Consider the following 20,239-nt stretch of genomic DNA (forward strand, 5'->3'; position numbering starts at 1 on the left):
CCGCTGGCAGCAGGCCTGGCGCGATGCCGTGCGCGATCCGCGCGAGCTGCTGGCGCTGCTGGGACTGGACGCACTGATGGAGCGGGTGTCGGACGAAGCCGCGACGCAATTCCCGCTGCGGGTGCCGCGCGGCTTCGTCGCCCGCATGCGGTATGGGGACCCGCATGATCCGCTGCTGCGGCAGGTATTGCCGCTGGACGATGAAATGCGGCCGGTCGCCGGCTACGGCCTGGACGCAGTCGGCGACGGCGCCGCCAAGACCGGGGCCGGCGTCATCCAGAAGTACCGTGGCCGGGCCCTGCTGGTGGCCACCGGCAGCTGCGCGATCAACTGCCGTTACTGCTTCCGCCGCCACTTCCCCTATTCCGATGAGACCGCTGCCCGCGAGGGCTGGCGCGAGGCCATCGACCTGATCCGCGACGACAGCAGTGTCGAGGAAATCCTGCTGTCCGGCGGCGATCCGCTGTCGCTGTCGAACGCCAAGCTCGCCGAGCTGACCGATGCCCTGGCCGGCATCCCGCATGTCCGTCGCCTGCGCATCCACAGCCGCTTGCCGGTCGTACTGCCGGAGCGCATCGATGACGGCCTGCTGGCCTGGCTGACGGGCCTGCGGTGGCCGGCGACCCTGGTCATCCACGCCAACCATGGCAACGAGTTCGATGCCGCGGTCGACGCCGCGCTCGCACGCCTGCGCGGTGCCGGCGTGCACCTGCTCAACCAGGCGGTGCTGCTGCGGGGCGTGAACGACGACGTCGACGCCCTTGCCGCGCTCAGCGAACGGGGCCTTGCGGCCGGCGTGCTGCCGTACTACCTGCACCAGCTCGACCGGGTGGCAGGCGCGGCCCACTTCGAGGTGGACGACGCGCGGGCCAGGACGCTGCACGCGGCGCTGGCCGCCCGCCTGTCCGGCTACCTCGTGCCGCGGCTGGTGCGGGAAGTCGCCGGCGATACCGGAAAGCGGCCACTCTGACGGCCGCTCAAGCGGGGCGGTGTCAGCATCTGCGACGGTTGCATTGGACTCGTCTCACACGTTCGGGTATTAAACGCGCACCCCTCGCGGACACGTTGCATGCAGATCGGCAAAGACACCACGCTACGACTGACCCTGGTGGACGACAGTGCGGAAGACGCGGAGGTCATCGTCTCGACGCTGCGCAACGGCGGCATCGCCGTGCGCCCGCTGCGACCACTCGACGCAGGCGAACTGGGGCAGATGGTAAGCGCGCAGCCGATGGACATGGTGCTCGCGTCGCGATCGGCCAAGGGCATCCCGCTGGCGACCGTACTGGGACAGGTCGATGCCAGCGGCAAGGACATCCCGGTCATCGTGCTGGCTGACGCGATCAGCGAGGCCGACCTGCTCGCCGACCAGGCGGCCGGCGCGCGTGCGACGGCGCTGCGCGGCCGACCCGAACACGTACTGACCGTCCTCCGCCGCGAGTGGGCCGATCTCGACGCCCGTCGTTCGCAGCGCCGGCTGGAAAGCCAGATGCGCGAGACCGAGCGCCGTTGCGATGCCCTGATCTCGTCTTCCCGCGATCCCATCGCGTACATCCACGAAGGCATGCATATCCGGGCCAACGACGCCTATCTCGAGATGTTCGGCTTCGAGTCGTTCGAAGACGTGGAGGGCCTCTCGCTGCTCGACCTGGTGGCGCCGCAGTACGTCAACGACTTCAAGGCCCTGCTGAAGAAGCTCAGCAAGGGTGAAGCGCCGCCGCCGCGCTTCGAACTGGAAGCCCGCAGCATCGACGGCGACAGCTTCCCCGCCACGCTGGAATTCGCCACGGCGACCTACGAAGGCGAGGCTTGCGTACAGGTGGTGTTCCGCCGCCGCGAGGAGTTCGACCCCGAACTGGCCCGGGAAGTCGAAGACCTGCGCCAGCGCGACATGGTCACCGGGCTGCTCAACCGCCCGACGTTCCTGCGCGAACTGGAGAACGCCGTGGCCAAGGTCGCCCACGGCGAAGACCAGTACGCCTTGTTGCTGATCGAGCCCGACCACTACCAGCGCCTGCTGCAGGACATCGGCATCGACTCGGCGGACGCCTTGGCCGCCGCCTTGGCCGCGCGCCTGTCCGAGAAGCTCGACGAGGGCACCCTCGCCGCGCGCTTCGGGGAGCGCACGTTTGCGGTCCTGCTGCGCGGCAACCATGCGCAGACCGCCGCGCTGGCGGAAAAGCTGCGTGCGTCCTACGCATCGCACGTCTTCAACGTGGGCGAGCGCTCGGCCTCGGTCACCGCCAGCATCGGCGGCGTGCAGATCGGCGAGAAGATCGCCAGTGTCGGACCGGTGCTGACGCGTGCCACCGATGGCCTGCAGACGGCCACCAACCTGGGCGGCAACCGCATCGAGATCTTCGACCCCGGCGCCGTGGATCGCGCCGAGGAAGAACGCGTGCAGAACTGGATCCAGCGCCTGCGCGAAGCCCTGCAGGACGGCAGTTTCCGCCTGCACTACCAGCCGGTCGTCAGCCTGCAGGGCGAGCCCGGCGAAGTGTACGAGGCATTGCTGAGGCTGGAGTCCAACGACGAAGTGGTGCTGCCGCAATCCTTCATCGGCATCGCCGAGGACAACGGCCTGCTCGATGCCATCGACCGCTGGGTGGTCAACCGCGCCATCGAAGTGCTGGCCGAGCGCAAGCGCGCCGGTCGCGATACCCGCCTCGTCGTGAAGGTCAGCCCGGCGTCGTTTGCCGACACGCGCTTGCTGGACCTGATCGCCAGGCAGCTGGCCGCCCTTGATGTGCCCGGCGACCGCCTGTGGCTGCAGACACCGGAGGCCAAGGTGTTCACTCACCTGCGGCAGGCGCAGGCCTTCCAGTCCGCGGCGGCCAAGCTTGGCTGCCAGGTGGGGCTGGAGCATTTCGGCGCCGGGCTGGATTCGTTCCAGCTGCTGTCGCACTTCCAGCCGACCTTCCTCAAGATCGACCGCGTCTTCAGCGAGGACCTGGGCAAGAACACCGAGCACCAGCAGAAGATCCGCGAGATCGCCGAGCGCGCGCAGGCGCTGGGCATCCTGACGGTGGCCGAGCACGTGCAGGACGCCGCCACGATGTCGTTCCTGTTCACCGCCAGCCTCGATTACGTCGAAGGCAACTTCCTGGCCGCACCCGGCCCGGCGATGCACTACGACTTCAGCTGACGGGCTGCCTCCTCCCTTGAAACAGGAAACCCGCCTTCCGGCGGGTTTCCTTTTCGTCGCGGTTGCCTGTCAGGCGAACGTGCCCTGCTGCGCACGCAGCGCGGCGATGCGATCTTCCAGTGGCGGGTGGCTGAGGAACAGCTTCTTCATGCCCTGGCCGATGCCGCCGGCGATGCCGAAGGCCTCCACTTGCGCGGGCAGCGTGCTGGGACGCTGCTGCTGGCTGAGGCGTTCCAGTGCGGCGATCATCTTCTGGCGACCCGCGTACGTGGCACCGCCCTGGTCGGCGCGGAACTCGCGACGACGCGAGAACCACATCGCGATCATCGTGGCGAACAGGCCGAACACCACTTCCAGCACCATCACGATGATGTAGTAGCCGAACCCGCGGCCGCCGCCTTCACGGTTGCCGGACAGGAAGCTGTCGACGATGCCGCCCACCACGCGGGCCAGCACGATGACGAAGGTGTTCAGTACGCCCTGCAACAGCGCCATGGTCACCATGTCGCCATTGGCGACGTGCGCGACCTCATGGCCCAGGACCGCCTCGGCTTCGTCCTGGGTCATCGAACGCAGCAGGCCCGTGGACACCGCCACCAGCGCGTTGTTGCGATTGGCGCCGGTGGCGAACGCATTGATCTCCGGCGCGTCGTAGACCGCGACTTCAGGCATGCCGATGCCGGCCGCCTGCGCCTGACGCTGCACGGTGGCGACCAGCCAGCGCTCGGCATCATTGCGGGGCTGGGTGATGACCTGCGCACCGGTCGCGCGCTTGGCCATCCACTTGGAGGTCAACAGCGAGATCAGCGAACCGCCGAAGCCGAAGATCGCCGCCATGATCAGCAGCCCGCCCATCTGGCCCGAATTGACGCCCAGGAGGGACATGACCACGCTGGCGAGGGCCAGCACGGCAAGGTTGGTAGCGAGGAACAAGGCGACGCGCGTGAACACGACAGGGATCTCCGGGATGGGTGGTATGCAAACGGTTACGACCGCAGAATTGCGGCTGTGACCGCTTGAATTCAAGCGACTTCCTGACTACGTGGTTCAGCTTTCCTCCCTACTGACGAATGAGCGACACCGTTCCCTCCCCGTACCGCGGTCGTTTCGCGCCCTCACCCACCGGACGACTGCATATCGGATCGCTCGTCGCCGCACTGGGCAGTTGGTTGCTGGCCCGTCACCACGGCGGTGAATGGCTCATCCGCGTGGAGGACCTCGACCCGCCCCGTGAGATCGCCGGCGCTGCCCGATGGCAGGTGGACACGCTTGCCGCCTTCGGCATGGAATCGGACCTTCCCATCGTCTGGCAGAGCACGCGTCATGCGCGGTATGCCGACGCGCTCGCGCGCTTGCTGGCCGACGGCCATGCGTTCGAATGCCGGTGCAGTCGCAGCGATCTCGCCGCGGCAGGCGGCATCCATCGCGCCTGCGTCGCGTCGGATCCCGGACGCCCGCCGGCGATTCGCCTGCGCGTGCCGGAGGGTACCCGCGTGTCGTTCGATGACGGCCTGCAGGGAATGGTCGAACAGCACATCGACCGCGAGGTGGGCGACGTCGTCCTGCGCCGCGCCGACGGCTTCTGGGCGTATCAGCTCGCCGTCGTCGTCGATGACGCCGACCAGGCCATCACCGATGTCGTGCGCGGCGCCGACCTGCTCGACTCCACGCCCCGGCAGATCCTGCTGCAGCGCACCCTGGGCCTGCCCACCCCGCGCCATCTGCACCTGCCACTGATCGTCGATGCGCACGGCAACAAACTGTCGAAATCGATGGCATCCCTGCCCATCGACGACGACGCGCCGCTACCGGCCCTGCGGGTCGCCTGGCAGGCGCTGGGGCAACCGGCCACCGTCCTCGACGGCGCGCCTACGGTCACTGCCGCCCTTCGGCTCGCGATACGCGAATTCCAGCCGGATCGCCTGCCAAAAGTGACATCAATGACGTTCGCTGCAGCGCACAACAATCCTGCCGCAGGCGCTGTCTAGAATCGGGTGGCCGTCGGCTTGCGGCGGTCCAAGGAGATTCCCCACATGACATCGCGCGTCGCCCTGGTCACTGGCGGCACCGGAGGTATCGGTACCGCCATCTGCAAGAAGCTGGCCGACATGGGCCACAAGGTCGCCACCAACTATCGGAATGAGGAAAAGGCGCGTGCGTGGCAGGCGCAGATGAAGGCGGACGGTTACGACTTCGTGCTGGTGAAAGGCGACGTGACATCGCCGGACGAAGCGCAGGCGATGGTGAAGGACGTGGAGCAGTCGCTCGGCCCGGTCGAGGTGCTGGTCAACAACGCCGGCATCACCCGCGATGGCACCTTCCACAAGATGTCGTCTTCGCAATGGGGCGATGTCATCAACACCAACCTCAACTCGGTGTTCAACGTCACCCGCCCGGTGATCGACGGCATGCGCGACCGCAAGTGGGGCCGCATCATCCAGATCAGCTCGATCAACGGCCTCAAGGGCCAGTACGGCCAGGCAAACTACGCCGCGGCCAAGGCCGGCATGCACGGCTTCACCATCTCGCTGGCGCGTGAAAACGCCAAGCTCGGCATTACCGTCAACACCGTTTCGCCTGGCTACGTGGCCACGGACATGGTGATGGCCGTGCCGGAGGAAGTCCGCGCCAAGATCGCCGCCGACATCCCGACCGGTCGCCTCGGCAAGCCGGAGGAAATCGCCTACGCCGTGGCATTCCTCGTGGACGAACAGGCCAGCTGGATCACCGGCTCCAACCTGGACATCAACGGCGGCCACCACATGGGCTGGTAAACCCAGCACGTTTACACCCGTTTCCCGACGCCCCGCATGGGGCGTCGTCGTACCTGCATGCGGCGCAGCATGTTCCCGCGGCTGAACAGGGCCTCCCTGCCTTGTGGCCTGTTGCAAGGGCTGTTGCGCTGCGTCATGCTGGCCGTATACGCGTTTAGAGCGAAGACTCAATGGCTGCGATCCGCATCATCAAGAAGTACCCCAACCGTCGTCTCTACGACACCGAGATCTCCAGCTACATCACCATTGAGGACGTGCGCCAACTGATCGTCGACGGCGAGGATTTCGAGGTCCGGGACGCCAAGAGTGGCGACGACCTGACCCGCACCGTGCTGCTGCAGATCATCAGCGAGCAGGAACAGGACGGCGAGCCGATCCTGTCCACCCAGTTGCTCAGCCACATCATCCGGTTCTACGGCGACTCGCTGCAGGGCTTCATGGGCAACTACCTGGAGCGGAGCATGCAGTTGTTCATGGAACAGCAGCAGCAGTTCCGCAGCCAGATGGGCAACCTGCTCGGCCAGACGCCGTGGACCATGATGAACCAGCTCACCGAGCGCAACATGGAGCTGTGGCAGGAATTCCAGCGCAACCTCACCGGTGGCATGGGCCGACCGACCACGGTCAAGCCGAAGGACGAGCCGCGCGAGACGCCCAAGACGCGCGCCCGCTAACCACCTCGTAGTGAAACCCGGCCCGCGCCCCGTTGCGCGGGCCTTTTTTTGACCTCGTGACGCAGGAATACGCATGACGCAACGCATCGCCGTGGTGACCGGGGGGCTGGGTGGCCTGGGAGTGGCGATCTGCCGCGCACTGGCGCAAGCCGGACGCACGGTGATCGCCGCCGACCTGCCCGCTTCCACCGAACAACTGGACCGCTTTCGCGCGCACACCGCCGGATTGAACATCGAAACCGCGGCCGTCGACGTGGCCGACTTCGACGCCTGTGCAGCGTTCGTGCACGACATCGAAGCCCGCTATGGCGCGCTCGACATCCTGGTCAACAACGCCGGCATCACCCGCGATGCGACCCTGCGCAAGATGGACAAGGCGCAGTGGGATGCGGTGATCGGGGTGAACCTCGACAGCGTGTTCAATCTCTGCCGCCATGTCGTCGACGGCATGCAGGCACGCGGCTTCGGCCGCATCGTCAACATCAGCTCGGTCAGTGGCCAGACCGGCAACTTCGGCCAGGTGAACTACGCCGCGGCGAAGGCCGGCCTGCACGGCTTCTCGATGTCGCTGGCGCGCGAAGTCGCACGCAAGGGCGTCACCGTCAACAGCGTGTCGCCCGGTTACGTGGAAACCCCGATGACCCGCGCCATGCCCGACGAGGTGCGCGACCGCACCGTCGCCTCGGTGCCGGTCGGCCGCATCGGCCAGCCGGACGACATCGCACGCGCGGTCGCCTTCCTCACCGCCGACGACGCCAGCTACATCACCGGCGCCAACCTGCCGGTCAACGGCGGCCTGTTCATGAGCTTCTGAGCGTCGGTTCCCGGCGCTTCACCGACACGACAAGGAATCCCGATGAAACTGACCCCTCCCACGTTCGGCGTCTGGCTGATCGCGCTGCTGCTCGGCAGCGGCGGCATCGCCGCCAAGTTCGGCTACGTGCCGGTACTGGCCCCGCACGCTTTCTGGCTGGTGGTCGCCGGCTTCGGCCTGCTGGTGGCGGCAACGCTTTTCAGCAAGCTCTGACACTGCGTCGTCCGCTGGACTGATCCCTACTCCAGCTCGAAGCGGTCGAACGCGATCTCCAGCGTTTCGAACAAGGCCTCCGCCAGCGCCGCATCCATCGACGAGGTCTGGTAGGCCGCCGGCCGGGCGCGCAGGAAGCGCCAGCGCATCGCCGGATTGCCCTGCTCGTCCAGCAGCGTCACGCTGATGCTGCGCCGTGCGTCGCCGCCATTGCGTGCTTCGTCCCACCACTGGTACCACGCCAGCGATCCGATCACGCCCCGCCGCAGCACCAGATGCCCGTAGTGCGTCAGCGTGGACAGCTTGGTGGCTTCCAGCGTCTTGTCGTTGCCGTTGCGGTATTCGTTGAGCTGCAGCCGCGCATCGGGGAAGGTCACTTCGGATACACCGCCCTGGGCGCCGTCCTCCCCGGTGCCGAGGTCGACGAGGAAATTCATTCCGGCATACGGACGGTCACGCAGTACGGCCATGGGCAGGTTCCATGTGAGGGAGGAAGGCCGGCGCAGGTATGCCGCCGACCTCTTTTCCAACGCAGAGACGCCGTGCCGGAGGTCAACAAAGTGACATTCGGGGGGCGAGATGGCCTGTCGAGCCCCATCGATGGAGCCCGGAATCCCTCGCGCAAGGCTCGGAATGTCACGCGTCGGGCGCGGAAAGCCATCGATGGCATGCCGAGGGCCATACCCGGCACTCGGAGGGCGATCGACGGGATCTACTGTGAGACGGATGACCATCAGAAAGCCATCGATGGCACATTGAAAGCGATCGATGGCATTCGGAAACCCATCGATGGCTTTCAACGTGAGACACGCCGGGCTCCGAACGCGATCGATGGAGCTCGGAATGCCATCCGCACCGATGGATGTGAGACCGGACGACGGTCCGTCGCGACCGTGGGGCAGTAACGCCCTAGCCCGCCGCCTGCTGACCGATCCAGAGACGGTTGCCGTCCGGGTCGTCGATGCGGAATTCGCGCATGCCGTAGAAGGTGTCGTCCAGGTCGGGGACGTCGAGGCCGTTCTCGCGCGCCTGCCGGTGGAACGCCGCGATGTCGTCCGGATGCACCGCACCGCGCGGCGCGTCTGGATTCACGTTGATCGACTGGTCCAGCATCACCCGGCACTCGCCCCAGCGCAGCTTCGCCCAGCCCCAATCGTCACGCCGGTCCTCGACGGTGAAACCCAGTTGCTCGTAGAACGCGATCGCCCGCGGCAGATGGCGGACGGGTTGCATGGGGATGATGCGTGGGGACATGCAGGCGTGCTCCTACGTAGGATGGGTTAAGCGAAGCGATACCCATCGTCAAGAAAATCGTCGTCCGAGATGATGGGTATCGCCTTCGGCTCCACCCATCCTACAAAAGCCCCTACGTTCCGCCGGTTTGCAAGGCTTGCCCCAACGCTTCGGCAAACAGGGCGATGCACGACGGGTCGGCAACAAGGTGCAGATTGCCCGTCAACGCGCCGATGGAAAAGCGGATGCTCGCGACAGGTTTTCCGACGTCGAAATTCACGTTCTCGACAGGACCGAATCGGAGACACAACCGCTGTCCTGGTACCGCCAGTTCGAACACAGCGTCCAGGCGCGAAGAAACAAGTGCTTCCAGGCGGCCATCCAGCCAGGCCACCAGATGGCGGTGCAATGCCTCAAGCGATGCCGTCGTCAGGAGGAAGCCCTCCACAGCTCCCGTGAACGGCTGACCGCGTGCGCTGTTCCAGTCCTGATCCACGAACGCGAGCGTGCATTCCCACTCGGCATCGCTGCACAGGTTCAGGCGCAGCGTGAGTTCGGATACACCGCGAGTGGACCTGAGCACCGCGTCCATATCCCTTCTCCCGCTCACCTCTTCCTGCACAGCGTTCGCGATACGCGCGGCCAGCATGCCACTCCCACCAGGGCCGATCCGCACATCACCAGCAAGGCGCCCGAGGCCATGCCGAAGAACACACCCTCGGTCTGCTGAAGGAACAACCATTCCAGCTTCCAGCGCAGACCCTTCAGTGTCGCCAGTGTCGCGTCATCACGGGGAAGCATCTGCCTGAGGTCGTGATACTCCTTGACCAATCCCTGACTCAGGAACGGCGGGTCAGCAAACAGAGGCCAAGCCCACACCAACACGATAATGCCGGCCACGATCTGCAGGACCCCAATGCAGAGCACCAGGAACTCCGACATTCCGGCAGTGCCCGGCGAGCTGGTTGGACATGGCGCCTGCGAAACCAAACGTCCGCCTTACACCTCGGCCCACACCACATCGATCCCTTCCGATTCACCCACCGCCGTGCGCAGCAGGGCGACGAAGTCCGCGCTGGCGCCGAGGCTTTCGAGCGCGTCGATGGCGGTGTGCTCGACGTAGTAGTCCTGGTCCGTCGAGGACTCCTCTTCCATGTGGTCGACCAGCAACTGGAAGTCTTCCTGCGAGATCGTGCCCAGCGTACGGCCACTGTCCTTTTCCGTCAGACGAATGCTCATGCGGTCCTGCTCTCCTTGAGGGATGTGATGAAACTCAACGCGACGGGGTCGATGCCGGCGGTGGTGCGCCGAGGAACGTCGCCAGGCCGCCCAGCTGCACGCCCTGCACCTTGTCGACGGCCGGCGCGAATTTACCCAGATCATCGGGCGTATAGCCGCCAACGCGATACCACAGGGTGATGCGGGTACCGCCCTTCTCTTCGGCGAAGCGCCATTCCAGCGCACCGTGCAGGCCCATGCCCTGCAGCGGGCCGAGGCCGCCGGTCATGCGCAGCAGCGTGCCGGGATCGGTGAAGGTCACCGTCATGTGCCACGCCTGCTGCGCGCCGTTGATCTCGCAGAAGCAGCCGCCGGCCTTGTCGCTGATCGACAGCTTCGAGGCATCGCCCCACCACGTGTGATCCGCCGGCCACCAGCGACCGACGTCGTTCACCAGCGCGGCATACGCCGCCTGCGGCGTGGCCGGGACCCACGCCGAATGCTCGAGGGTAAAGCCCTGGGGCCTCGCATCCTTGACCTCGGCATACGCCGGCATTGCGACCGCAACCGACAACAACGCCAAGCGTGCGGTAGTGAAGATCACTTTCATTGGCTGCCGTGCATCGATGCCGAGGAAACATCAGGCATTCGACCCGTTTGTTCCGTACTGTGCAAGCAGGCCCGCCTGTATTCGGCGACGTGGGCCGCCCTCCATTAACTCCCGGGGGCCGCTAGCGGCCCCCGTGCAACGTACTGAAGCTTCAGGCGATCAGCGACCCGGCACGCGGCAGCAGGTGCGTGACGCGCGCAACTCGGCCGCACCGCCCGAGTTGTTCTGTGCCGAACAAGTACCGTTCTTGAAGAAAACGAAGGGCATCTGCCAGGTCTGCGATTCGCAGTTCGTAGCGGTCTGGGTGTAGCCGGCGGGGCAAGCGGGAGCGACGGAATTGGCGGTAGCGCCCGCTGCCACGCTGGTGATCGTGCTCGTCGTATCCACGCACTGCAGCGCCGTGGCAAGCGGGGGTGCGAAGTAGCCGACGATATCGACCACGTAGTGCGATTGCGCCAACGAATAAATGCTGAAGTCGAACGAACCCAGCGGATTCGGAATCTGCACGATGAGTGCGTTGTTGACGACGTCACCCGCCGTGTAATTCACGCTGGCGGTGGAGGGCTGCGTCGTAGCGTAGGGATATACCGTGGCGTAGCCGGCCCCGTTCGGTACAACCGCAGTGACGTTCACCGCGATGGCGGTCGCCACCAGGCCCAGCGTACCGCAGTTGGTTGCACTGCCGCCCTGCGCGCTGAAATTGCTCGCATTGACGCCAAGGAAGTTGCGCGTCGCGTTCGCGTTGATGGCACCTGCCGACGTGCTGCGCGTATCGACGATGCGGCATGGCGCGACTGGCGTATACACGAGATCGTTGTTGAGGGCGCCCAGCACCTTCGGCGTGACATCCTGGTTGCGGGCAAGCTTGGTGATCATCTGGTCATCACTGACCTCTACGCCATTGCCACCCAGCTCCGCCATCGCACCTTCGAACGTATCGCGCTTCAGGGCGTTGCGGAAATTGTCGCCATCCACCAGGCCAAAGTTCGGCCCCATGCGCCCAGCCCACACCTTCACCGGAACACCGTAGACGCGCTCCACGTAGTTGCCCCACTTGGCGACGAAGGCGCGCGTCAGCGCTGCGCGTTCCTGGGGCGATGCACTGCTCCCCGTCCGTACCGCCTGCTGGGCTACCGCCTTTCCGGTTGCAGCGGGAACACCAGGAGCAGCGGTGCGCGACTGGGCTGAAACATGCAACGGCAGGGCAAATGCCAACAGCAGAGCAGATCGGACAGTCAACGACGTCATAGGAGAGCTCCAGAAGGAAAGAGGTGGTAGCGGTCGTGTTCCGCTACCTTCCATAACGAAGAATGAACGCGCCAAGGGACACGCGTAGGCAACAGGGCGCCACGCGCGAGTACGCGACCTCCGATATCGGGCTTCCGCTCGCCGAGGCTCAGCCGCCCGCGGGCGTGGTACAGAAGCGCTGGCGATACTCCTTCGCCTTGGGCATCAGCGCGGTCAGGTTCTGGATGCGCGTGCCGGGATTGGGATGGGTCGACGAGAACTCCGGCGGCGCCTGGCCACCGCTGGCTTCGCTCATGCGCTGCCACAGCGGCACGGCTTCTTCCGGATTGAAGCAGGCCGCCGCCGCCAGCATGAGGCCGACTTCATCGGCCTGCGTCTCGTGTTCGCGCGCATACGGCAGCAGGTAGCCGTAGCCCATCGCGGACATCACCATCTGTTGCTGTTGCGGGTCCATGCCGCTCATCGCGCCGGCCATCTGGCCGATCTGCGTCAGCTTCTGCTGCGACATGCGTTGCGCACCGTGGCGCAGCAGCGCATGGGCGATCTCGTGGCCCATCACCACCGCCACGGCATCGGCATTCTTCGCCACCGGCAGCAGGCCGGTGTAGACGGCCATCTTGCCGCCAAGCAGGCAGAACGCATTGGCCTGCTCGGACTCGATGACGTTGACGTCCCAGTCGAAGGTCTTCCAGTTGCCGCTGGGCTGGGTGCCCTTCTCCGCCGCGATGGCGGCCTCGACCTCGGGAATCCTGGCGATCAGCCGCTGGGCGATCGTGCGCACCTGCTGTGCGACCTGCGAATTCGGATCGACCGGACGCTCCTGCTGCAGGATCTCCTGGTAGGCCTGCAGGCCCAGCGCCTTTTCCTCCTCCACGCCGATGGAATTGTCGATCAGCACCTTCTCGCCGGTGTAGGGGTCGACCACGCGGTTGTTGAGGTAGTAGCAGCCGCCGTAGACCAGGAATCCCAACAGGATCAGCCAGCGCAGGTTGCCCAGCCCGCCACCGCGACGCCCGCCGCCCTGGCCGTATTGCGAGCGCCCGTTAGGATCTTGCCTCATCACCCTCTCCCTGGCGGCTAGATGCCGCGAACGACGCGGAAGCCCACCCGCGCATTAGTCATATCCGAATCCGAGGACGAACGCCACGCGGCGCGCGCCTGCGCCGGCGAACTGGCCCAGGAGCCGCCCCGCACCACCCGCGACCGGCAGCCGGGATTGAACCACGCCGCGCCATCGGCCGGCGCGCGCCGGTAGCTGGCGTGCCAGCAGTCGCCGACCCATTCGCTGGTGTTGCCGCCCAGGTCCTTCAGGCCGAACGCATTGGCGCGGAAGCGGCCTACCGGCGCGGGCCCCCAGTAGCCATCGCCATAGCCGACGAAGGCGTTGTTCCAGGTGCGCCCGCTGGGCGAGGCGTCGTTGCCGCCGGTCAGGTTGCCGAACCCGCGCGGCGGCTGGCCATTGCCCCACGGGTAGCGGCCCTGTTCGCCGGCGCGCAGCGCGTACTCGAACTCGGCCTCGCTGGGCAGGCGGTAGCTGTGGCCGGTCTGCCCCGCCAGCCATTCGGCGTAGGCTTCAGCGTCGTACACGCTGACATGCAGCACGGGCATGTCGTCGCTGGCGGGCTGGCCGGCGTAATCGGACTGCCAGTCCACGCCGCTGCGGCGCACGAAGTTGCCGCTGCGCTCGTCGTACACCACCGAATGGCCACGACGCGTGGCACGTGGACGATACTGGGTGGCCTCGACGAACCGGCGGAACTCGCCCACCGTCACCGCGTGCCGCGCCATCGCGAAGCCGCGATCGAAGCGCACGTAATGGGCGGGCTTTTCGGCATCGGCCGCATTGGCCTCGTCGGCGGCGGCGCCCATGCTGAAGCCCCCGTGCGGGACCACGACCATTGCCGGCCCGCGACCGCCATGATGCAGCGCGTCAGTAAAGGCCTGTCCCGGGCGGAACAGGCCGTAGTGGGTGGCCAGGTCGATGCGCAGGCGGAAATCGGCGGCGACGCGATTGCCCGGCTCGGCGATGCGCAGCACCTCCGTCAGCTTGATCCGCGCATCCTTCAGCCCCAGTGGCGTGGCCATGTCGCGCACGCCGGCATCGCGCAGTTCGATGATCCTCGCCATGCGGACGGCCTCCACGCGAACGCGTGCATCGGCCACCGTCCGGGCGTCCTCACGCACGGTCCCCGCGCGGTCCAGCCACGTCTGCGCGGTACCGAAATCAGTGGCGTCCGCAGCCTCTTCGGCACGCCGGATCATCGCGCTCTCGATGGCGGCGATGCCCTGCATCGCGCGCGCCTGTCCCGGCTTCCATTTCAGCACTTCGCGAAAGCCCGCCAGGGCGCCACCGCCGTCCTCACCCAAACGCCCCTCGCGCAGCGCACGTTCGCTGCCCACGTTCAGCCGGGCCAGCTGGTCGACCTCGTCCACGCGAGCGAGGTAGCCGGTGACCGCAGCATCGCCCGGCGCCAACGTGCGCGCGACCGCCGCGATCTGCCGCGCACGGCGCAGTGCTTCGGTGCGATCTTCGGCGTGACGCAGTGCCTGCGCACCCTGGTCGAGCAGACGATCGAGGCTGCGGCGCAGGCCGCTCTTCGCGCGCGGATCGGCAGGATCGATGCCTTGCAGCGCCAGGTACAGCGGAATCGCATCGTCCGCGGTTTCGAACAACCGACCTTCGGACAACGCGCGCGTGGCGCGCTGGTGCGCGTCCGCGGCGTCTTCTGCCGCCAGCACGACCGGCGGCGCGCGCCAGTTCAACTCTTCCACGCCGCTGTCGTCGCCGCTGACGGTGACGCTGGGCATGCGCACGGCATCGTCCGCATCGTCCGCGTCACCGGATGGGGCGGCATCGCGCGAACACGCGGCAAGCCACAGCAGCGACATCAGCAAGGCGGCGGGAATCGCGCGCAAACAGCCTCCATGAAGGGCGCCGCCGGCGCCTCATGAGAGAATGCCGGCGGACAATACGGGCAGACGATACTGGCTGAGCCCGGACCTTGGGTTATTGTCGCCTGACTGAGCAAACGACGCATCACGCGGAGAACACGTGCCCCATTGGATCGACACCCCCGCCGCGCTGGACGCGCAGCTGCAACGCCGGCCTGCGCGGATAGGCCTGGACACCGAGTTCGTGCGCGAACGCACGTTCTGGCCGCAACTCGCCCTGGTGCAGATCGCCATCGATGACGACGTGCTGCTGGTCGACCCGCTGGTTCCCGGCATGACCGATGCGCTGCGGTCGTGGCTGCTGGACACGTCGATCACCAAGGTCATGCACAGCGCCAGCGAAGACCTGGTGGCCTTCAAGTTCGCCTGCGACGCCCTGCCCTCACCGCTGTTCGATACACAGATCGCGGCCGCGATCGCCGGCGTGGCCAGCGGCATGGGCTACCAGAAGCTGGTGGAACGCATCACCGGCGTCGCCCTGCCTAAGGGCGAGACGCGTTCGGACTGGCTGCGCCGGCCCTTGAGCGACGCGCAACTGCACTATGCCGCCGATGACGTGCGCTACCTGTTCGCCGTGCACGACGCCTTGCGGGCGGACCTGATCGCCACCGGTCGCCTCGCCTGGCTGGAAGAGGATTGCGCCCGCTTCGTCGACAGCGCCACACAGGACGACGGCGAGCGCTGGCCGCACCAGTCCATGCGCAGCGCGCAGTTCCTCGATGCCCCTGCACAGCAACGGCTGGTGCAACTGCTGCGCTGGCGCGATGTCCAGGCGCGCAGCAGCGACAAGCCGCGCAGCTGGATCCTGGACAACGAACTGGCGGTGGCGTTGGCGCGCACGCCGCCGGCTGACAAGACCGCCCTGCTGCGCCTGTTTGATACCCAGCCCAAGGCACCCAGGAAACTGGCCGATGCGATCTGGCAGGCGCTGACCACGCCGCTGGACGACGCTGCCGACATGCCTGTGGCTCGCGCCGCGTCCGACGCTGACAAGACGCAGCTCAAGCGCCTGCAGGACGCCGTGTCCGCACGCAGCGCAGAGCTGGGCCTGCCGGACGGCGTGCTGGCCTCACGCCGCTATCTGGAGGCACTGCAGGAGTCCGGCGAATGGCCAGCGGCCCTCTCGGGCTGGCGCCGTGGTGAACTGGAGCCGGTGCTGGCCCCGATCCTGGGCGCCTGAGGCTTGGCACAGGCGATTCCTGCGGGCTAGAATAATCCCGCTCTTGTGGGGCCATAGCTCAGCTGGGAGAGCGCGTCGTTCGCATCGACGAGGTCAGGAGTTCGATCCTCCTTGGCTCCACCATCCAACACGAAAGGCCAGGCGAATGCCTGGCCTTTTTTTGTTGTCCGGCTCCGCTGTTGGCGACCGTAGCAGGCATCACGCGATGGTCGGAACGACTATCCCTGCCTGATCACCATCGACCTCGTTCCCCGCGCCAGGCCCGACCGTCACCGGGGCACGGAACGCATGCAGGTCACGACCTGACCGTTCACGCGGGCCGAACCCGCGGCAGCAGGTCAGACTGCGTCGCGGGCGAGCTCACGCAGTCTGCCTTCGTGCAGTTCCAGCACGCGGTCCAGCTTGCGGGCCAGGCGACGGTCGTGGGTCACCAGGACGAGACTGGTCTTCTGCGCACGGTTGAGGTCCAGCATCAGGTCGAACACGATGGCGGCGGTCTTTTCGTCCAGGTTGCCGGTAGGCTCGTCACCCAACACGCAGGCGGGCTGATTGACCAGTGCGCGCGCCACGGCGGCGCGCTGACGTTCACCACCGGACAGTTCACCCGGCTTGTGCGCCAGGCGATGGCCGAGGCCCACGGCTTCCAGCAGTGCCCTCGCCTTGCCCGATGCATCGTTGGCAGCGGCACCGCCCAGCATCACCGGCATCATGACGTTCTCCAGCGCGGTGAACTCCGGCAGCAGGTGATGGAACTGATACACGAAGCCGAGCGCCTGGTTGCGCAACTGGCCACGCGCGGCATCCGACAGCGAGGACATCTTCTTCCCGGCGACGTAGACCTCGCCCGAGGTCGGCGTATCGAGACCACCCAGCAAATGCAGCAGCGTGCTCTTGCCCGCACCGGACGCACCGACGATGGCGACGGTCTCACCCGGCTGCACGTTGAGTTCCAGCCCATCGAAGACCGGCGTCCGCAGCGAGCCTTCTGCGTAGGTCTTGCCCAGCGCCTCGGCGTGGACGACGGCCGACCGGATGACGTCATTCATAGCGCAGCGCCTCCGCGGGCTGGGTGCGGGCGGCGCGCCACGCGGGATACAGCGTGGCGAGGAAGCTCATCGTCAACGCCACGGCGGCGATCGTCACGACTTCACTAGCGCTCAGTTCGTAAGGCAGGCCGGTGATGTAGTACACATCGGGCGGCAGCAGCGTCACCTTGAACACCGCCTCGATGGCGGCGAGGATGTATTCCAGATTGATCGTCAGCAGGATGCCGCCGACCACGCCCAGCACCGTGCCCATCACGCCGATCAGCACGCCCTGCACCATGAACACCTGCATCACGCCACGCGGCGTCAGGCCCAGCGTGCGCAGGATGGCGATGTCCGCCTGCTTGTCGGTGACCAGCATCACCTGCGAGTTCACCAGCGAGAACGCGCCCATCAGGATGATGAAGGACAGCAGGATGCCCATCACCGTCTTCTCCATCTTCAGCGAGTGGTAGAGATTGGCGTTCTCTCTGGTCCAGTCGCTGATGCGGTAGGGGCCTTGCAGACGCAGCGCCAGATCGCGTGCCACGTTCCACGATTGGTACATGTCGTGCAGCTTCAGCCGCACGCCCGTGACACCTTCGCCCATCCGCAGCACGCGCTGCAGGTCGCCCATGTGGACCAGCGCCAGGTTGCGATCCACGTCGTTGTGGCCGACCGCAAAGATGCCGCTGACGGTAAAGCGCTTGATCTTGGGCATCGCGCCCATCGGCGTGCCCTGGAAATCGCCCGCCGTGACGACCACGCTGTCACCGACGCCGACACGCAGCCAGGCCGCCAGTTCCTGCCCGAGCAGGATGCGGAACTCGCCCGGCTGCAGCGAATCCAGCTTGCCCTGCTTCATCTTGTCGCCGATCACCGAGACCTTCGGCTCCTCGCCCGGCAGGATGCCGGTCACCAGCGCCCCCTGCGGATCGGCGTTGCCGGACAGCATGGCCTGCACATGGATGAAAGGCGCGGCGCCGGCGACACGCGGATCGGCCATCGCGATCTTCGTCGCATGCGGCCAATCCTGCATGGCCTCGCCTGCCCCCATCACGGTGGCGTGCGCGGTGGCCTGCAGCAGGCGGTCGCGGATTTCGCGCTGGAATCCGCTCATCACCGACAGCGTGGTGATCAGGATCATCACGCCCAGCGCGATACCGACGACCGAGGCCAGCGAGATGAAGGAGATGAAACCATTGCGGCGCTTGGCGCGGAGATAGCGCAGGCCGATCGCGACAGGAAGGGGTTTGAACATGGGCCTATGGTGCCCGATCCCTCCGATGCCGCCCAGCGCCCTCGTCGCCCGCAGCAAGCCGGAGTTCACGCCGCTGCGCTGCAGGCAGCGTATCGGGCCACCAGGCCGCATGCCGCCAGTGCCCGCCTGGCTGCTCGCGCCAGCGCAGGAACGCCAACGGGCCACGCCAGTGGAGGCGCGTATCGCGCATCGGCGCACCATCGGCGGTCGGCGGGCGGTCATTGCCGGGAAACCAGAACGCAAGGCGGGGTTTGCGCCCTTCCCGCCTCGCCTGCCACGCGCCGCAGCCCAGTGCGGCGATGGCGATGGGCAAGGCGAATGGACGCGGCATCTCGCTCGCGAGGACGGATATCGCGCCCAGCACACCTAGCAGGATCAGCAGCGCCTGCAGCAGGCGCGACGGCCGCCACTCAAGCCGGCAATTGACGGATCCGTTCGACCAGCGCGGCGAGTTCCGCATCGGGACACTGCTCGTAGCCCATGAACCAGCGCCAGAGCTTATCGTCCTCGCAATCCAGCAGGCGTAGGAAAACCACGCGCTGCGGCTCGGATTCGGTCGCCCAGCAGCGATCGAGATAGCGACCGAACAACTGGTCCAGTTCGCGCATGCCGCGCCGGCAGTGCCAGCGGACGCGCTTCAGTTCGGGATCGTCCGTCATGCGGTCGCCAGCGCCACGGCCAGCCGTATCCAGAACGCGATCAGCACCAGCGTGCCCAATGCGTAGGCCACGAAGCGGGTCATGACATGGTTCCAGGTGCAGTGGACCACGCTGTGCACGGCACGCAACGCGACGAAGGCCCATGCCAACGCGAGCGACACGGTATCCGCCACGCCGAGCTGCGCCGCCAGCAGCACGCCGGCGTAGAACAGCACGGGGAGCTCGAACAGGTTGCGGAAGTTGTCCGACGCACGGGTGTCGACCAGCAGGCGCACCGAATCGGACACGCTGGCGAGATCCTGCGCATCGATGCGCTTGCGCGCCATTTCGCCGAGCCGCAGCTGGTACAGCCTGGCCCACACGAGGAAGGTCAGGCCGGCCATGGCCACCGCGGGCCAGAGGATCGCCGTGGCGGGTGCGTCGCTCATGCGATCAGGCGCGACGCGCCATCATCAGCTTCTTGATTTCAGCGATCGCCAGCGCCGGATTCAGGCCCTTCGGACAGGTCCGCGCGCAGTTCATGATGGTGTGGCAGCGGTACAGCTTGAACGGGTCTTCCAGATCGTCCAGGCGCGCACCGGTGTCCTCATCGCGCGAGTCGATGATCCAGCGGTAGGCCTGCAACAGGATCGCCGGGCCCAGGTAGCGCTCGCCGTTCCACCAATAGCTCGGACAGCTGGTCGAGCAGCACGCGCACAGGATGCACTCGTACAGGCCATCCAGCTTCTTGCGGTCGTCCGGCGACTGCAGGCGCTCGCGGTCCGGCGGGGCCGGCGTCTGCGTGCGGATCCACGGCTTGATCGACGCGTACTGCGCGTAGAAGTGGGTCAGGTCCGGCACCAGGTCCTTCACCACGTCCATGTGCGGCAGCGGATAGATCGGCACTTCCGACTTCTTGCAGTCCTCGATGGCCTTGGTACAGGCCAGCGTATTGGTACCGTCGATGTTCATCGCGCAGGAACCGCAGATGCCTTCACGGCACGAACGGCGGAACGTCAGCGTGGGATCGATCTCGTTCTTGATCTTGATCAGCGCGTCCAGGACCATCGGGCCGCACTTGTCGAGGTCGACGTCGTACGTATCGGTGCGCGGATTGGCGCCGTCGTCCGGGTTCCAGCGGTACACCTTGAAGGTGCGCACGTTCTTGGCGCCCTTCGCGGGGAAGTGCTTGCCCTTGGTGACGCGCGAGTTCTTCGGGAGCGAAAATTCGGCCATGTGTCAGATCTCCCTGGC

Annotated in this window: 24 protein-coding genes and 1 tRNA gene; 9 read left to right on the forward strand and 16 right to left on the reverse strand. The window is 66.5% G+C overall.

Annotated features, from left to right (window positions below):
• A partial coding sequence (epmB, locus tag AX730_RS07060) for an EF-P beta-lysylation protein EpmB (protein ID WP_062354012.1) occupies window positions 1–970 on the forward strand: 970 nt, incomplete at its 5' end.
• Window positions 971–1,069: 99 nt separating this feature from the next.
• Window positions 1,070–3,145: an EAL domain-containing protein gene (locus AX730_RS07065; protein ID WP_062354014.1), complete on the forward strand. Its 2,076-nt coding sequence runs from the start codon at window positions 1,070–1,072 to the stop codon at window positions 3,143–3,145.
• Between the two features lie 69 nt (window positions 3,146–3,214).
• Here the strand turns inward: AX730_RS07065 and htpX are convergent, their stop codons facing one another.
• Window positions 3,215–4,096 (reverse strand): protease HtpX, encoded by an 882-nt coding sequence (htpX, locus tag AX730_RS07070; protein ID WP_062354017.1) that lies wholly within the window; start codon window positions 4,094–4,096, stop codon window positions 3,215–3,217.
• A gap of 119 nt (window positions 4,097–4,215) precedes the next feature.
• Between htpX and gluQRS the strand changes: the two genes are divergently transcribed.
• From gluQRS to AX730_RS18840, 5 genes are all read left to right on the forward strand, one after another.
• On the forward strand, window positions 4,216–5,133 hold the full coding sequence (gene gluQRS / locus AX730_RS07075) for a tRNA glutamyl-Q(34) synthetase GluQRS (RefSeq protein ID WP_062354020.1): 918 nt from the start codon (window positions 4,216–4,218) through the stop codon (window positions 5,131–5,133).
• Window positions 5,134–5,178: 45 nt separating this feature from the next.
• Window positions 5,179–5,919 (forward strand): beta-ketoacyl-ACP reductase, encoded by a 741-nt coding sequence (gene phbB / locus AX730_RS07080; protein WP_062354023.1) that lies wholly within the window; start codon window positions 5,179–5,181, stop codon window positions 5,917–5,919.
• Between the two features lie 170 nt (window positions 5,920–6,089).
• Entirely contained in the window at window positions 6,090–6,593 is a 504-nt protein-coding gene (gene phaR, locus AX730_RS07085; RefSeq protein ID WP_062354026.1) for a polyhydroxyalkanoate synthesis repressor PhaR, read from the forward strand.
• A gap of 73 nt (window positions 6,594–6,666) precedes the next feature.
• Window positions 6,667–7,407: an acetoacetyl-CoA reductase gene (phbB, locus tag AX730_RS07090; protein WP_062354028.1), complete on the forward strand. Its 741-nt coding sequence runs from the start codon at window positions 6,667–6,669 to the stop codon at window positions 7,405–7,407.
• Window positions 7,408–7,449: 42 nt separating this feature from the next.
• Window positions 7,450–7,620: a hypothetical protein gene (locus AX730_RS18840; RefSeq protein ID WP_157074144.1), complete on the forward strand. Its 171-nt coding sequence runs from the start codon at window positions 7,450–7,452 to the stop codon at window positions 7,618–7,620.
• Between the two features lie 26 nt (window positions 7,621–7,646).
• Here AX730_RS18840 and AX730_RS19120 read toward each other — a convergent pair whose 3' ends face one another.
• The 9 genes from AX730_RS19120 to AX730_RS07135 form a co-directional block, all read right to left on the reverse strand.
• Window positions 7,647–8,090 carry a phage tail protein gene (locus AX730_RS19120; protein ID WP_062354030.1) on the reverse strand — a complete coding sequence of 148 codons (444 nt, stop codon included), beginning with the start codon at window positions 8,088–8,090 and terminating at the stop codon, window positions 7,647–7,649.
• Between the two features lie 439 nt (window positions 8,091–8,529).
• Window positions 8,530–8,874 carry a VOC family protein gene (locus tag AX730_RS07100; RefSeq protein WP_083537784.1) on the reverse strand — a complete coding sequence of 115 codons (345 nt, stop codon included), beginning with the start codon at window positions 8,872–8,874 and terminating at the stop codon, window positions 8,530–8,532.
• A 112-nt stretch (window positions 8,875–8,986) separates the two neighbouring features.
• A complete protein-coding gene (locus AX730_RS07105; protein ID WP_198147069.1) occupies window positions 8,987–9,502 on the reverse strand; it encodes a hypothetical protein in 516 nt (171 codons plus the stop codon).
• On the reverse strand, window positions 9,460–9,795 hold the full coding sequence (locus AX730_RS07110) for a hypothetical protein (RefSeq protein ID WP_062354036.1): 336 nt from the start codon (window positions 9,793–9,795) through the stop codon (window positions 9,460–9,462). Before AX730_RS07110 ends, AX730_RS07105 begins: the two co-directional genes overlap by 43 nt.
• Before the next feature lie 57 nt (window positions 9,796–9,852).
• A complete protein-coding gene (locus AX730_RS07115) occupies window positions 9,853–10,092 on the reverse strand; it encodes a hypothetical protein (RefSeq protein WP_062354039.1) in 240 nt (79 codons plus the stop codon).
• A gap of 34 nt (window positions 10,093–10,126) precedes the next feature.
• The gene (locus AX730_RS07120) at window positions 10,127–10,675 is read right to left on the reverse strand and encodes an SRPBCC family protein (protein ID WP_232310200.1); all 549 of its coding nucleotides are present in this window, start codon (window positions 10,673–10,675) and stop codon (window positions 10,127–10,129) included.
• A 165-nt stretch (window positions 10,676–10,840) separates the two neighbouring features.
• A complete protein-coding gene (locus tag AX730_RS07125; RefSeq protein ID WP_157074145.1) occupies window positions 10,841–11,929 on the reverse strand; it encodes a hypothetical protein in 1,089 nt (362 codons plus the stop codon).
• Window positions 11,930–12,077: 148 nt separating this feature from the next.
• Entirely contained in the window at window positions 12,078–12,989 is a 912-nt protein-coding gene (locus AX730_RS07130) for a M48 family metallopeptidase (protein WP_062354048.1), read from the reverse strand.
• A gap of 17 nt (window positions 12,990–13,006) precedes the next feature.
• Window positions 13,007–14,818 carry a formylglycine-generating enzyme family protein gene (locus AX730_RS07135; protein ID WP_083537785.1) on the reverse strand — a complete coding sequence of 604 codons (1,812 nt, stop codon included), beginning with the start codon at window positions 14,816–14,818 and terminating at the stop codon, window positions 13,007–13,009.
• Between the two features lie 163 nt (window positions 14,819–14,981).
• Between AX730_RS07135 and rnd the strand changes: the two genes are divergently transcribed.
• Window positions 14,982–16,061, forward strand: a complete 1,080-nt coding sequence (gene rnd, locus AX730_RS07140; protein WP_062354053.1) for a ribonuclease D — start codon at window positions 14,982–14,984, stop codon at window positions 16,059–16,061.
• Between the two features lie 47 nt (window positions 16,062–16,108).
• Window positions 16,109–16,184 (forward strand) — tRNA-Ala (locus tag AX730_RS07145).
• Between the two features lie 215 nt (window positions 16,185–16,399).
• Here the strand turns inward: AX730_RS07145 and lolD are convergent.
• Genes lolD through AX730_RS07170 form a run of 6 tightly spaced genes read right to left on the reverse strand, consistent with a single transcriptional unit; the run spans window position 16,400 to window position 20,221 of the window.
• Entirely contained in the window at window positions 16,400–17,107 is a 708-nt protein-coding gene (gene lolD / locus AX730_RS07150; RefSeq protein WP_062354056.1) for a lipoprotein-releasing ABC transporter ATP-binding protein LolD, read from the reverse strand.
• On the reverse strand, window positions 17,100–18,347 hold the full coding sequence (locus AX730_RS07155) for a lipoprotein-releasing ABC transporter permease subunit (protein ID WP_062354059.1): 1,248 nt from the start codon (window positions 18,345–18,347) through the stop codon (window positions 17,100–17,102). Before AX730_RS07155 ends, lolD begins: the two co-directional genes overlap by 8 nt.
• Window positions 18,348–18,351: 4 nt before the next feature.
• Window positions 18,352–18,807 (reverse strand): hypothetical protein, encoded by a 456-nt coding sequence (locus AX730_RS18430; protein ID WP_083537786.1) that lies wholly within the window; start codon window positions 18,805–18,807, stop codon window positions 18,352–18,354.
• Window positions 18,758–19,006, reverse strand: coding sequence for an FAD assembly factor SdhE (locus tag AX730_RS07160; protein WP_062354061.1), 249 nt, complete (start codon window positions 19,004–19,006; stop codon window positions 18,758–18,760). Before AX730_RS07160 ends, AX730_RS18430 begins: the two co-directional genes overlap by 50 nt.
• Entirely contained in the window at window positions 19,003–19,434 is a 432-nt protein-coding gene (locus AX730_RS07165) for an MAPEG family protein (protein ID WP_062354064.1), read from the reverse strand. Before AX730_RS07165 ends, AX730_RS07160 begins: the two co-directional genes overlap by 4 nt.
• A gap of 4 nt (window positions 19,435–19,438) precedes the next feature.
• A complete protein-coding gene (locus AX730_RS07170; protein WP_062354066.1) occupies window positions 19,439–20,221 on the reverse strand; it encodes a succinate dehydrogenase iron-sulfur subunit in 783 nt (260 codons plus the stop codon).
• Between the last annotated feature and the right edge of the window lie 18 nt (window positions 20,222–20,239).

Source organism: Pseudoxanthomonas mexicana (assembly GCF_001556105.1).
Classification (GTDB): domain Bacteria; phylum Pseudomonadota; class Gammaproteobacteria; order Xanthomonadales; family Xanthomonadaceae; genus Pseudoxanthomonas_A; species Pseudoxanthomonas_A mexicana_A.

Bases quoted from the DNA above. Each gene is read 5' to 3' on its own strand.
- phaR (WP_062354026.1), top strand. From the start codon at position 6,090: ATGGCTGCGATCCGCATCATCAAGAAGTACCCCAACCGTCGTCTCTAC.
- AX730_RS07165 (WP_062354064.1), bottom strand. From the start codon at position 19,434: ATGAGCGACGCACCCGCCACGGCGATCCTCTGGCCCGCGGTGGCCATG.
- AX730_RS07155 (WP_062354059.1), bottom strand. From the start codon at position 18,347: ATGTTCAAACCCCTTCCTGTCGCGATCGGCCTGCGCTATCTCCGCGCC.
- phbB (WP_062354028.1), top strand. From the start codon at position 6,667: ATGACGCAACGCATCGCCGTGGTGACCGGGGGGCTGGGTGGCCTGGGA.
- AX730_RS07160 (WP_062354061.1), bottom strand. From the start codon at position 19,006: ATGACGGACGATCCCGAACTGAAGCGCGTCCGCTGGCACTGCCGGCGC.
- lolD (WP_062354056.1), bottom strand. From the start codon at position 17,107: ATGAATGACGTCATCCGGTCGGCCGTCGTCCACGCCGAGGCGCTGGGC.
- AX730_RS07130 (WP_062354048.1), bottom strand. From the start codon at position 12,989: ATGAGGCAAGATCCTAACGGGCGCTCGCAATACGGCCAGGGCGGCGGG.
- AX730_RS07125 (WP_157074145.1), bottom strand. From the start codon at position 11,929: ATGACGTCGTTGACTGTCCGATCTGCTCTGCTGTTGGCATTTGCCCTG.
- AX730_RS07135 (WP_083537785.1), bottom strand. From the start codon at position 14,818: ATGTCGCTGCTGTGGCTTGCCGCGTGTTCGCGCGATGCCGCCCCATCC.
- AX730_RS07170 (WP_062354066.1), bottom strand. From the start codon at position 20,221: ATGGCCGAATTTTCGCTCCCGAAGAACTCGCGCGTCACCAAGGGCAAG.
- AX730_RS07065 (WP_062354014.1), top strand. From the start codon at position 1,070: ATGCAGATCGGCAAAGACACCACGCTACGACTGACCCTGGTGGACGAC.
- gluQRS (WP_062354020.1), top strand. From the start codon at position 4,216: ATGAGCGACACCGTTCCCTCCCCGTACCGCGGTCGTTTCGCGCCCTCA.
- AX730_RS18840 (WP_157074144.1), top strand. From the start codon at position 7,450: ATGAAACTGACCCCTCCCACGTTCGGCGTCTGGCTGATCGCGCTGCTG.
- AX730_RS18430 (WP_083537786.1), bottom strand. From the start codon at position 18,807: ATGCGGAACTCGCCGCGCTGGTCGAACGGATCCGTCAATTGCCGGCTT.
- AX730_RS19120 (WP_062354030.1), bottom strand. From the start codon at position 8,090: ATGGCCGTACTGCGTGACCGTCCGTATGCCGGAATGAATTTCCTCGTC.
- AX730_RS07110 (WP_062354036.1), bottom strand. From the start codon at position 9,795: ATGTCGGAGTTCCTGGTGCTCTGCATTGGGGTCCTGCAGATCGTGGCC.
- AX730_RS07115 (WP_062354039.1), bottom strand. From the start codon at position 10,092: ATGAGCATTCGTCTGACGGAAAAGGACAGTGGCCGTACGCTGGGCACG.
- AX730_RS07105 (WP_198147069.1), bottom strand. From the start codon at position 9,502: ATGCTGGCCGCGCGTATCGCGAACGCTGTGCAGGAAGAGGTGAGCGGG.
- AX730_RS07100 (WP_083537784.1), bottom strand. From the start codon at position 8,874: ATGTCCCCACGCATCATCCCCATGCAACCCGTCCGCCATCTGCCGCGG.
- phbB (WP_062354023.1), top strand. From the start codon at position 5,179: ATGACATCGCGCGTCGCCCTGGTCACTGGCGGCACCGGAGGTATCGGT.